This window comes from Acidipila sp. EB88 (assembly GCF_003858395.1).
Lineage (GTDB): Bacteria > Acidobacteriota > Terriglobia > Terriglobales > Acidobacteriaceae > EB88.
The window spans coordinates 2,477,004-2,489,370 of the sequence record NZ_QWEV01000005.1 but is presented as its reverse complement, the minus strand read 5'-3'; the positions used below and the strand labels follow the sequence as shown (position 1 = coordinate 2,489,370).

At 65.0% G+C, this 12,367-nt stretch carries 10 protein-coding genes; 7 read left to right on the top strand and 3 right to left on the bottom strand.

All coding sequences use genetic code 11. The features are described from left to right. Position 1 precedes the first annotated feature (1 nt). From D1Y84_RS10910 to D1Y84_RS10900, 3 genes are all read left to right on the top strand, one after another. A complete protein-coding gene (locus D1Y84_RS10910; RefSeq protein WP_124848531.1) occupies positions 2-967 on the top strand; it encodes a purine-nucleoside phosphorylase in 966 nt (321 codons plus the stop codon). Beyond that, on the top strand, positions 964-1,644 hold the full coding sequence (gene udk, locus D1Y84_RS10905) for a uridine kinase (protein WP_124848529.1): 681 nt from the start codon (positions 964-966) through the stop codon (positions 1,642-1,644). The genes D1Y84_RS10910 and udk overlap by 4 nt, the downstream gene beginning before the upstream one ends. A gap of 144 nt (positions 1,645-1,788) precedes the next feature. Then, a complete protein-coding gene (locus D1Y84_RS10900; protein WP_124848527.1) occupies positions 1,789-2,523 on the top strand; it encodes an SDR family NAD(P)-dependent oxidoreductase in 735 nt (244 codons plus the stop codon). A 126-nt stretch (positions 2,524-2,649) separates the two neighbouring features. On the opposite strand, the gene D1Y84_RS10895 is transcribed toward D1Y84_RS10900, so the two are convergent. Beyond that, entirely contained in the window at positions 2,650-3,648 is a 999-nt protein-coding gene (locus D1Y84_RS10895; protein WP_124848525.1) for a nuclease, read from the bottom strand. 73 nt (positions 3,649-3,721) lie between these two features. Between D1Y84_RS10895 and D1Y84_RS10890 the strand changes: the two genes are divergently transcribed. Further along, positions 3,722-4,909: a VWA domain-containing protein gene (locus D1Y84_RS10890; RefSeq protein WP_124848524.1), complete on the top strand. Its 1,188-nt coding sequence runs from the start codon at positions 3,722-3,724 to the stop codon at positions 4,907-4,909. Here D1Y84_RS10890 and D1Y84_RS10885 read toward each other — a convergent pair. Next, a complete protein-coding gene (locus D1Y84_RS10885; protein WP_124848523.1) occupies positions 4,906-6,174 on the bottom strand; it encodes an MFS transporter in 1,269 nt (422 codons plus the stop codon). The genes D1Y84_RS10890 and D1Y84_RS10885 overlap by 4 nt on opposite strands. 174 nt (positions 6,175-6,348) lie before the next feature. Between D1Y84_RS10885 and D1Y84_RS10880 the strand changes: the two genes are divergently transcribed. Further along, complete coding sequence (locus tag D1Y84_RS10880; RefSeq protein ID WP_124848522.1) at positions 6,349-7,410, top strand: deoxyhypusine synthase; 1,062 nt, start codon at positions 6,349-6,351, stop codon at positions 7,408-7,410. Positions 7,411-7,907: 497 nt separating this feature from the next. Here the strand turns inward: D1Y84_RS10880 and D1Y84_RS10875 are convergent, their stop codons facing one another. After that, positions 7,908-9,074 (bottom strand): potassium channel family protein, encoded by a 1,167-nt coding sequence (locus tag D1Y84_RS10875; protein WP_124848521.1) that lies wholly within the window; start codon positions 9,072-9,074, stop codon positions 7,908-7,910. 350 nt (positions 9,075-9,424) lie between these two features. Here D1Y84_RS10875 and xseA point away from each other — a divergent pair, with 350 nt between their 5' ends. Then, positions 9,425-10,972 (top strand): exodeoxyribonuclease VII large subunit, encoded by a 1,548-nt coding sequence (xseA, locus tag D1Y84_RS10870; protein ID WP_233581345.1) that lies wholly within the window; start codon positions 9,425-9,427, stop codon positions 10,970-10,972. A 37-nt stretch (positions 10,973-11,009) separates the two neighbouring features. Further along, complete coding sequence (glmM, locus tag D1Y84_RS10865) at positions 11,010-12,365, top strand: phosphoglucosamine mutase (RefSeq protein ID WP_124848520.1); 1,356 nt, start codon at positions 11,010-11,012, stop codon at positions 12,363-12,365. Positions 12,366-12,367: the final 2 nt, after the last annotated feature.

Here is a 12,367-nt window from a genome sequence, read left to right as displayed (position 1 = left end):
GATGAACCAGCCAGCAGACTCCCCGGCCAGTGTGGCCGACGCAGATTGTCTTGATCAAGCCGCAGCGTACTTAGCTCAACGACTGGGCGGCTTCACCGCCCGCATCGCCATTGTTCTGGGCTCGGGCCTGGGCGCCTTTGCCGAACGGCTGCGCAACACAACCATCCTCCCTTACGCGGAGATTCCGCACTTCCCTGTTTCCGGCGTAGTGGGCCATGCCGGGCGTCTGGTAGCAGGCGAGCTCAACGGGGTGCCGGTGCTGGTGATGCAGGGCCGCGTGCACGCGTACGAAGGCCACTCGGCCGATGCAGTGGTGTTTGCCGTGCGGGTACTGGCAGCAATCGGTGTCAAGGTCATGATCCTGACCAATGCGGCGGGCGGAATCCGGCTCGATCTGCGCCAGGGCCAGCTTGTGCTGATCTCGGACCACATCAACCTGTCGGGGCTGAACCCGGCGGTGGGCCCGCTCCGGGGCGAGCGCCCGCGCTTCTTCGACATGAGCGAGGCGTACTCGCGCCCGTTGCGCCAGCTGGCGCATGCGGCTGCCGCGGCAAATGGCTCCTACATCTCCGAGGGCGTGTACATCAGCGTCCTGGGGCCCTCCTTCGAGACGCCGGCGGAGATTCGTGCGTTTCGCATGTGGGGTGCGGACCTGGTGGGGATGTCAACCACGCTGGAGACGATCGCGGCGCGGCAGGCAGGGGTTGAGGTGCTTGGCATCTCCTGCGTGACCAACATGGCTGCCGGGGTGGACGCCCATCCGCTGAGCCATGAAGAAGTGATGGAGACTGGTCGCGGCGTCGAGCAGCAGCTTACTGCCCTGCTGAACGGCATTGTGCCGCGTGCCGCCGCCTACCTGGAGCGGCCGCCCGAAACCAACCTGCTGGCGCAGTTTGAACCATCGCCGGGAAGCGACGAGGAAGCTCTCGACACGCTCGACCGCTTCGATAACGGGGATGAAGATTGAGCCGGGCGTATCCGGAGACCAGGGAAACGCAACGCCCGCTGCTGATCGCGATCGCCGGGGCTTCCGGCTCGGGCAAAACGACGCTCGCAGAGGAGATTGCGCGAGAGCTGGAAGGCACGCACTTTCACCTGGACCACTACTATCGCGACCTGAGCCACCTGGATGCGAAGGAGCGCCAGTGGCAGAACTTCGACCACCCGGACCAGCTGGAGCACGAGCTGCTGATTGAGCACCTGCGGGAGCTCGCCGAAGGCCGCTCCATTGATCGCCCCACGTATGACTTCGCAACCCACACGCGCGTAGGTGGCCGGACGGAGCGGGTCTGCGAACCGCACGTTTTGCTGATTGACGGCATCTTTGCGCTGCACTGGCCGGAGGTACGCGCACTGGCGGCGCTCACGGTCTACGTGGATACGCCGGACGAGATCTGCTACGAACGACGACTGCGGCGCGATGTGCGCGAACGCGGCCGTGCCCCGGAGCAGGTGGCCGAACATTACCGTGCCACGGTGCGCCCGATGGCCGAGCAGTTTGTGCGCCCGTCGGCCCGCTGGGCGGACCTGGTGGCGGATGGAACCTCTTCACTGGACTGGTCGGTGGAACAGGTGCTGAGCACCCTGCGCACGCGCGGACTGCTCTCACTGACGGCCGAGGAAGAGCCGCTCGGCTTCTCCTGAGTGCTGGCTGCCGCACGCAGCCAGCGCTTCGGTGGTGTTTACGCCACGAAGGTACGCGGCCGGGGCGACCGGCACGCAGGTGCCGCTTCCCGTCATCCAACCCGCCGTGATCCCGAAGAAACCGACGACTGAAGGAGCAAGGCTGTGGCAAATTTTGTAATTCTTGGCGGCTACGGTGGAGTGGGCACGGCGCTTTGCCGCACCCTGATCGCCCGCGGCGACCGGGTGCTGATCGCCGGACGCGACCCTGAAAAGCTACGCCAGCTTGCCGGCGAGCTTGGCGCGGCACAGGCCGTTGCCGATGCAACGAACAGTGCCTCGATTGAAGCAGCGATCGCAGAAGGGGCGCGCCAGTTCGGTGAACTGCACGGCGTAGCGAACTGCTTCGGCTCCCTGTTGTTGAAGCCCGGGCATGTGACCACGGATGACGAGTTTGACTCGGTGCTGACGCACAATCTCAAGAGCTCGTTCGCGGCGATGCGTGGTGCGGTGAAGGCGATCCCCGGCACGGGCTCGGTGGTGCTGGTGTCCAGCGCCGCGGCACGCATTGGGCTGGTGAACCATGAGGCGATTGCCGCAGCCAAGGCGGGCGTGCAGGGCCTTGCGCTCTCTGCGGCTGCCACCTACGCCCGGCGAGGGCTGCGGTTCAACTGCGTCGCGCCCGGGCTGACCGACACCCCACTGACCGCGCGGCTGATGAGCAACGAAGCCTCGATGAAGGCCTCGCTCAACATGCATGCGCTGGGTCGCCTGGGGAAGCCCGAAGACATCGCTTCGGCGATCGCGTTCCTGCTCGACCCGGCGCAAAGCTGGATCACGGGGCAGGTGCTCGGCGTGGACGGCGGGCTGGGTTCGCTCTGGAGCCGGGGCGGCAACTAGCAGCACGGAACGTTTCGCGGCAACACACCCGGCCAGGAACAGCGCTGCCGCAACGCTGTGCGCGGCAGCTCCTGTCCTCCCGTGTTGTGTTGCCCTGGCGATCCAGTGTCCGGGCAGCCCAGCGGATCAGTTGCCGCCGGCAGGAGACTTCGCGCCGGACGGGCCGGACGGGGCATCGTGGTGGTACTCGGGTACGGGTTCGGCGCTCTTCTGCCAAGCCGCGTAGATCAGGTCCCGCAGCATGCCGGCACCGGCTGCCAGCCTCTGCGCGGTAAAAGCCTTGCCCTCCGGCGTGCCCATGCCGTTGAAGCCGCCTGCTTTCTCAAGCGCGTAGGTCTGCTCGGTGAGCGAGGCTGAGTGCCGCAGGTAAGCCAGGTAGTCGGTCCATTCGTCGCCAATCGGCTGCAGCGGCTGCACCAGGGATGCCACGTCCGCCGGCTTGATCACCGAAGCTACAAACGTGGTTTCGAAGTCGGCGTGGATGTGGTGGTCGGTGGTGTAGCCATGCGGGTTCTCCTTCTCGACCCACCCGTTATAGTCGCGGGTGACATGGAGGGGCTGCGAGCCATCGCCCACGTAGTGCCCGAGCCAGCCTGCGTAAAACAGCACCGCGGCCTCCTGCGGCCGGGTGTCCTCGTGCTTTGCCAGGGCTGCCCGGTACTCTCGGAAACCGGACTTGAGCCGCTCCCAGACTTCCTCGGTCTGCCACGGCTGCATCCCTACCTTTTCGGGCGTCTCAACCGCGGCCTCGCCCGGGTGCGCAGCGCGATACCGGCTGAGCTGCTCGATGAAGTCATAGCGGCGAGGCGGCAGGGGGCCGAGCACATCCGCATATTCAAGATCGATGAAGTGGTCGGGTGCCTGCTCTGCGCTCAGCTCCGGCTCCGCCGGGGAGCGCCACCGGTCCGGCTCCGGCCCCAGGTACTCGATTTCCGCCAAGGCGGTGGGCGTGGTCAGAAATGCTGGCACGTCCCCGGGCAGCGATACCACGGCCAGGCGGTTGATGATGCGATGCCCGTCGGAGCCCCAGCCGAAGCAGTTTGGCGCTGCAGCGCCGGCGAAAAGCAGGAGAGCAACAACTGTGCGCACGCGTGCGGAGGAAGGGCAGAGACGGTTGGTTGGCATGCCCGAAAAGTATAGCCTCGGGCAGTTTGCCACATGGTGAACTTTGCAGGCGGATAACGCGTCCAACAGAGCGATGCGTCGCGACCTGCTTTCCCTTTGCTGCCTGCTGCTCTCTTCGCCTGTGCTGCTTGCCCAGGCGCCCGCGCCGAAAACGCCCGCCCCTGCCTCCAGTGCACCCGTCGAGACCGGCCCGCCCACCACCCTCTCCGTCAATGCACGACTGGTCACGCTGCCGGTGGTGGTGCGCGACAAGAAGGGCAAGATCGTCTCCGGGCTGACCAAGGAGGACTTTACCCTCACCGAGGACAGCCGGCCTGAAACGATCCGCTACTTCTCGCTCGATACCAACCTGCCGCTCACCCTGGCGCTCAACGTGGACACCAGCGGCAGCATGCGCGACGCGCTGGACACCGAGCGAACCGCGAGCCAGAGTTTTCTGGATGACATGATCACGCGACCCACCGACAAGGCGGCGGTGCTGCACTTTGACCGCGAGGTGGAACTGCTCGAAGACCTCACCTCGTCAAAGCCCAAGCTGAACGAGGCCCTGAACACGATGGGGCCGACGCCGGCGGAGAACAGTGACAGCGGCGGCAGCAGTGGAAGCAGTGGCGGTGGAAACCGTCGCGGTGGCACGCAGCTTTACGACGCCATCTACCTTTCCGCGCACGAACTGCTGCAGAAACAGACTGGGCGCAAGGCCATCATCGTGCTGAGCGATGGCGAAGACCGTGGCAGCAAGGAAACACTGCACGGCGCCATGGAAGCAGCGGAAAAAGCCGAAGCCGGGGTGTACACGATCTACTTCAAGGGCGATGACCACAACAACAGCGGCGGCAGCGGTCCGGGGCAGGGTGGCGGCCGGCGTGGTGGTGGCATCGGGTTCCCGGGTGGTGGCATGGGCTATCCCGGCGGTGGCGGCATGGGGTATCCGGGTGGCCGTGGCGGGGGTGGCCAGCGGCCCAGCGGCGGCGGCGGAGAGCCGCATGTCGATGGCAAGAAGATCATGCAGCAGATCGCCGATGAGACCGGCGGCCGCTTCTTCGAGGCCAAGAAGAAGGAGAACTTCGACGAGATCTACAAGCAGATCGCCGAAGAACTGCGCCAGCAGTACATGCTGGGCTACACGCCCGATGCCGCCAGCGAAGGCGACGGGTTCCATCGCATCAGCCTGGTCACCAGGAAGAAGGACCTGTTTGTGCAGACACGGGTCGGCTACTACGGAAGCAGCTCCAGCAGCGCGGGGGCCAAGGGCAACTAGCCCCGGCCCATGGTGGCCGGCAGCGGTGCCGGTGCAGGAGCGGCTTCGATAGGCCGGCGCACCAGCGTCGCGTAGGCAGCCGCACCCACCAGCGTGACGGCCGAGCAGAGAGACAGCGCCAGGGCAAAGGCGTGGGTGCGGTCCAGCAGCCAGCCCGTTAGCCACGGCGCCACCGAGGCCACCATAAACGAACCGAAATTCTGGATGGAGGCGATGGTGGCGACGCGCCCTGCGGGTGCGGCAAATTGCACGATGCCCCACGCCGCCGTGCCGGCAAAGTGCACGCAGAACAACGCGGCTGCGATGAGCAGCACGGCCGAACGGGTGGACCCGGCACCAGCCACGAAAAAGGTGAAGGCGGCGGACAAGACCATGCCCGAGACCACGATCCAACGCCGGCAGCGCAGAGGGTCCTGGCCCCGCCGGACCAGGGCGTCGGCAAGCAGGCCGCTCAGGAACATGCCACAGGCCCCCAGCAGGAAAGGCACGACTGAGAGTGCCCCGGTGCGGGCGACGGAGACGTGGCGGGCCTCTTCAAGGTAGCCGGGCAGCCATGCCATGTAGAGCCATGCCGTGTAGTTGATGCCGGAGAAACCGAGCAGCATGCCCCACATGGTGGCGCTGCGAAAGAACCCGATCCACTGCCGCACCGACAGGGTCGACGCCGTGGAATGTTGAGGGAGTCGAGTTTGCCTCGGACCTGGAAGAGCGGGCGCCGGCGGATCGCGGTAGAGCGGGAACCAGCACAACGCCAGCAGAACACCCAGGGCCCCGATTACGGCGAACATGGAGCGCCAGCCGCCATGCAGCATCAGCACGGTGAGCACCGGCGGCGCGATGGCCTGGCCCAGCATGGTGGAGGCGTTCATGAGCCCGGTCGGCCAGCCGCGCTCGCCCGGCGCGAACCAGCCCTCGATTGACTGGACACCCGCGGCAAAGAAAGGGGCCTCGCCAACGCCGAGCAGCAGGCGCAGCGGCACAAACTGGGCAAAGCTCCGGACCAGGGCAGTGGCTGCCTGTGCGGCCGACCAGAGCAGCAGGCCGCCGCCCAGCAGAAGGCGCGCCCGGAACCGGTCCAGCAACGCACCCACCGGCAGTTGTGCCAGCCCATACGCAAGGGAAAAGAACGAGAGCAGGGCTCCCATGTGCGAGCCGGAAAGGTGAAGCTCGCTTCGGATCGGCCCGTTGGCAATGGAAAGCGAACCACGATCGAGGAAGTTGATGGAGCCGGCGGCAAACAGCAGCGCCAGCACAATCCGCTGCATGGGGCGTCGGGAATCGGAACCACTGGGTTGGATAGGCAGCACGTGCCTGCGATGGTACTGCACCGGGCGGGTTGGGGCGCACCGGGAGCCAGGGCAGCGCTCGCACCGGCGCCCTGCGGCTACACCAAATGTTCAAGAAACACCGCAGCCCACGCTGTTAAACTACGACTTGCCATGCCTACAAAATCGGAACTCCTGACCACTCCTATCCAGCACATCGACATCAAGCAGCACGATGTGGTGGCGCTTGTCGATGCCATGCAGCACATGGCGTTCACCTCCCGTGACCTCGCCCGGGCGGCGTCGATTTACGAGCGCATGCTGCTCGATACGGAATGCGGCGTCATCCTGTGCCTCGCCGGCTCCCTGATCTCGTCCGGACTCAAGCAGGTATTTGTTGACCTGATCCGGAACAAGATGGTGGACGCAATTGTTTCGACGGGCGCCAACATCGTCGACCAGGACTTCTTTGAAGCACTGGGCTTCAAGCACTGGATCGCGGATGAACTGTATAAGCAGGGCACCGAGGATGCGACCCTGCGCGAACTGATGATCGACCGCATCTACGACACGCTGATCGACGAAGAAGAGCTGCGGATCTGCGACGACATTACCGGCCAGATCGCCGATTCGCTTGAGCCGCGCCCCCACTCTTCGCGTGAGTTTATCCGCGAGATGGGCGCCTACCTGGAGCGCGAGGGCAAGACCCTGGCCAAGGGTGGCGTGGACTCGATCGTGCATGCGGCCTACGAGTGCGACGTGCCGATCTTCTGCCCGGCGTTTTCGGACTGCTCGGCCGGCTTCGGACTGGTGGCGCACCAGCACGCACGCCAGGGCAAGCCGATGGTTTCCCTGGACTCGGCCAAGGATTTTTATGAGCTGACCCAGCTGAAGATTGCCAATCCGACGACCGGCCTGCTGATGATCGGGGGCGGCGTTCCAAAGAACTTCGCACAGGACATCGTGGTTGCCGCCGACATCCTGGGCATGGACGCCCCGATGCACAAGTATGCGATCCAGGTCACGGTCGCCGATGTGCGCGATGGCGCGCTCTCGTCGAGCACGCTGAAGGAAGCCAGCTCGTGGGGCAAGGTGGATACAACTTTCGAGCAGATGGTTTTCTCGGAGGCCACACTCGCCGTGCCGCTGATCGCGGGCTACGCTTTCCACAAGAAAGCGCACGCGGCCCGGGCGGGCAAGCACTTCGCGCGGGTGTTTGATCCAGTCACCGCCTAGTGCAAGTCCATTGCAATCAACGGGGCCCCCTCAAAAGGGAGGCCTTGTTGTTGCATCGAACTTTGTTAAAAAAAAGCTAAGAATAGGGGCGTTTTCTTGTAGCCAATCGTATTCATTTCGGCTTATCGTCTGGGCATCAAACATACGCGGAAGTTGTACTTCTTACCTGCCAGGCAGAGGGAGCGCAGCAACTGCGGGGGAGCCAAGTCGTGTCACTCTTTCTACAGGTCTATGGTGGTTGTGGCGTCGCCACCCTTGTCGGCTTCCTTGCACTTTGCCAGAACTCCGCACAGCGGACGCGGCTTACACACTCCCACCATGCCACGGCTCAGATGACCGGGGAGCACTCGATTTCGCACTAATTCTGCAGGATCAGCATGCGATGCATGCCACTCAGAAGCCGTCCCCCAGCGGGGCGGCTTCTTTTTTGTGGACGAGGAATGACGGCCGGCCCGCACCCGCAATCCGGAAAGCGCTCCCGGGAGGGCGCTGCTGGCTTAGAAGATGTGATGTTCCTCTTCGTGCTCTGGCTGTGGCGACGTGGGTCCGCTGGCGGAGGCGACCTGCGTCGCGTGCAGCACCTGGGCCACGGTCTGCCAATTGTCTCGACGCGGTCGCTGCGGCACAAAAGGAGGCACGTCCATGGAGAGGTACCGGCACAGGCACTCGACGTACGGCTCATAGAGCGCCCGCATTTCGGCCAGGCGCGCCTTTGAACCGGGGTCACGCGCGACCCGGGTTCCTGCCTGGCAGAGCAGGTCGTGGAGCTGCTCAAACGCACCGGGCGAGAGCCGGTCGTGTTCCGGCTGAACCGGCTCCAGCTCAAACACCTGCGATAGATCGACCACGGCGTGGCGCGCCATGGCAAAGGTCAACTGGGCCTGGCGGCCGGGCATATCCTGCACGGTCGCAACCATCAGCGCACAGGTGTCCAGCACCGCGCACAATGCGCTGAGCCAGCTCTGGTTTGTGTGCTGGGAGCGGAAATAGCACAGCAACGGGTAGGAGATGTGGCTCTCCAGCAGCTCCGCCGCCCATCGCTCCCACTCTTCCAGCAAGGTAACGAGAGCTGTGCTGCCGCCGGTGAACGCATGACGTCGCAGCAGCTCTGCTGCGGACGGCGGCGACCCGGCCCGCGCATCGAGCAGGGAGATGCTGACTTCGCGGCGGGAAAACGCGCCATAAAGCACGGGAAAGTAGCCGATCACGACGGCTACAAAGCCGAGGCCGAGCCCTGCCTCCACCACGAGCAACTCGCGCGTAAAACGGTTGTGCGGCAGCACGTCGCCGAGGCCGAGCGTGAACAGCGTGGTGCCACTGATGTAGATATCCGAGCGAAAGTCAGCGTGCGCGACCAGGGGATCGGTGACCGGGGAGCCTTCAGCGTAGAAACAAAGGCCGAAACCAAGCACCAGGCCAAGAGCCCACATCACGATCAGGAAGACGAGGGACGAAGGACCGTAGATGGAAAGCCAGGTTTCGCGGCTGCGCGGCTTGCGGACGAAGCGGCCCAGCCAGCACCAGGGGGCCCACGTGGCCATGTACACGAGCCGCGTGAGGCGAAACCGCCCGATTGCCCGCCGCGGCAGGATCACTGTCTGGAAAGCGTCCAGCAACACCAGCAGAATCGCAAGAACTCCGGCAACCGCAGCAATCGCACGCATCCTCACAAGAGAAGCAGCCGCAGTGCTATCCGTCAAGCAGGGAGTGCGGCCCGGGGTGCGGCAGCGGCGGCCGAATGAGCGCCATGCGGCGGCCGGAAACACAGTTGTAGAATCATGCAGTGAGCGCGACCTCCAGAGGTTCGGAATCCCCGGACGACCGCCAGCCGCTGGGCGGCAGCGACCTGGAAACGACGCAGCTGGGATTCTTCTTTGAAGAGCCGAAGAAGCAGTCGCCAGACCCTGCACCTGCAGCCAGCGCTAAAGCGCCCGAGACTCGGGCAGGCTCACCCCCCAGAAAGAAAGCCCGCCCCGACACTTTGCCTGCCTGGGCACGCGCCGCGATGCCGACTATGAGCAAACCGGTTGCGGAGCCGCCCGCGGTTGCAGAGCCCACGGCCCGCATCGAGCAGGCTGAACGGAGGCCGGCGCGACAGGTGTGGCGCGTGGCCGACCTGGTGGGCGAAGTGCGCAACCATATCGAACAGGCGTATGCGGACCTGTGGGTACGAGGAGAGATTTCCAACCTTCGCGCCGCGCCTTCCGGCCACATGTACTTCACCCTAAAGGACGGCGACGCGCAGCTACCGGCCGTGCTGTTTCGACGGCAGGCGCAGCTGTTGCGCTTCCGCCCGGAGGACGGGCTGGAAGTGCTGCTGCGCGGGCGAGTTTCGGTTTATGAGCAGCGCGGCCAGATGCAGTTGATTGCGGAGTACCTGGAGCCGGTCGGCGCCGGCTCGCTGCAGATTGCCTTTGAACAGCTCAAGCGCAAGCTCGAGGCAGAAGGCCTGTTTGCCATGGATCGCAAGCAGCCGCTGCCTGCGTACCCGCGCTGCGTCGGCATCGTCACGTCTCCTACCGGTGCGGTGATCCGCGACTTCCTCAACGTTGCCGGGCGGCGCCATGCCGCGCTCGATGTGCTGCTCTTCCCTGCCGCGGTGCAGGGAGACCAGTCCGCCGCGGAGGTTGCTGCCGGAATCGCGTACTTCAACCGGGTCCGGGACAAAGCGCATCCGCACTGCGTCGACGTCATCGTGATCGCGCGTGGCGGAGGCTCACTCGAGGACCTGGCCCCGTTCAACAGCGAGCTGGTGGCCCGCGCAATCGCCACATCCACGGTGCCAGTTGTGTCGGCGGTAGGGCACGAAACAGATTTTACGATCGCCGACTTTGTTGCCGACCTGCGCGCGCCCACGCCTTCCGCGGCCGCGGAACTGATTACCGCCGCGCAACACCGCGTGGAGGAACACGTCGCGGCGCTTGAGCAGCGGCTGGCGCGTGCGATGCGCTACGGCGTCGCGCTCTCCCATCAGCGCCTCGCCCGCGCGTCTATCGAAGCAGGTTTTGCAAGGTTGCGCGACAGCCTGGGTCGTCGCGAGCAGCGTCTGGATGAGCAACGGTTTCGGCTGGAAAGAGCGCAGTCTTCGCGACTGCGCTCTGTTGCGGAGAACCTGCAGCGCACCACGGCGCGGCTCCTGCACCAGGATGCGACACAGCGCCTGCACCTGATGCGCGAGCGACTCGCCGCGCTGCAGCAGCGGCTTGCGCGAGCCGGCGAGCAGCGTGTGTTGGTGGCAACCCAGCGGCAGATGCGCGCCGCCGATGCACTTGCGCGGTACGACGCGATGCAGCCGTTACGCACGCTCAAGGAGGCGCAGACTTCTCTCGGGGATCGCCTTGTGCGGGCTGTGGGTATGCGGGTCACCGCTGCGACGCAGCAACGGGAAACAGCTTCGCGCGCGTTGGGAGCGCTGTCGCCGCTGGCGGTGCTGGGGCGAGGGTATGCTCTGGTGTTCGCAGCAGATGGCTCGCTGATCACGACACCATCGGCGCCACAAAATGGCGACGCCATCCAGGTACGCATGGCAGCGGGTGTGCTCGATGCCACCGTGACAAAGTAGGATCACAAACGCAGTTGCAGAGTGCCGACAGGAGACAATGAGAAAGCTTTTTGGAACCGATGGAATCCGTGCCGTTGCTGGTGAGGCGCCGCTCGACGCCCGTACCATCTTTGCCGTGGGTGAGGCCCTGGCGCACACACTCAAGCAGCAGCACCCGATACCCCGCGTCCTGCTCGGCATGGACACGCGCGAAAGTGGGCCGTGGATCAGCCGGCTGCTGCATGCCGGGTTGATCGCAGGCGGCGCGACGCTTCACAATGCCGGGATTATCACGACGCCCGCCATTGCGTATCTCGCTCGCAAGTTCGGCTTCTCCGCCGGCGTGGTGATCTCTGCGTCGCACAATCCATGGCAGGACAACGGCATCAAGATCTTCGGAGGCAACGGCTACAAACTGCCGGACGCGCAGGAACTTGCTATCGAGGCAGAGATCTTCGCGCGCCTTGCCGCCGGAAGCAGCATGGAAAACGCGCCGGACGGTCGCGACCTGCCGCCCACCGATGTTGTCTACCGGCACGACTACGAGGCATTTCTGCGCTCCGTGGTTCCGGGGCTCACGCTCGATGGTATGCACATCGTGCTGGATTGCGCGAATGGAGCTGCCTCGGCGATTGCCCCCGAGCTATTTGCCACCATGGGTGGCACAGTTTCGCTGACACACGCCGACCCTTCTGGCCGCAACATCAACGAGCAGTGCGGTGCGCTGCACCCGGCCGTGGTGGCGCGCGAGGCGCACGAGCGGCAGGCAACGCTGGGCATCACGCTCGATGGCGATGCGGATCGCTCGCTCTTCTCCGATGGCAGCGGCAATGTGTTAAATGGCGACGCGGTGCTGCTGGTCGCGGCGCGGGCCCTACAGGCGGAGGGCCGACTGGCCGGAAACGTGGTGGTCGCCACCACGATGTCGAACATGGGACTGGAGGCCGCGCTGGCACGCAGCGGCATTCGCATGCTGCGGGCACCGGTTGGGGATAAGTACGTTCTCGAGATGATGCAGCAGCACCAGGCGGCACTCGGCGGTGAGCAGTCGGGGCATATTCTCTTCCCGCACCTCGCGACCACGGGAGACGGTCTGCTCACGTCACTCGTGCTGCTCGATACCATCCAGCGCAGCGGCAAGACGATCGAGGCACTGGTGGCGGACCTGAAGACGTTTCCGCAGGTGATTGTGAATGTGCGCGTGCGCGAGAAGAAGCCACTTGACGGGATCCAGAGCGTGGCCGCAGCCATTCGCGAGGCAGAAGAGGCTTTGGCTGCCAACGGTCGCGTCGTGATTCGCTACTCCGGCACGGAAGCGCTGGCGCGCGTGATGATCGAGGCGGAGTCCGAAACGCTGATGCGCACGCATGCGGAAGCGATTGCGTCCGCGATCCGCACGGAGCTCGGCGTATAGCG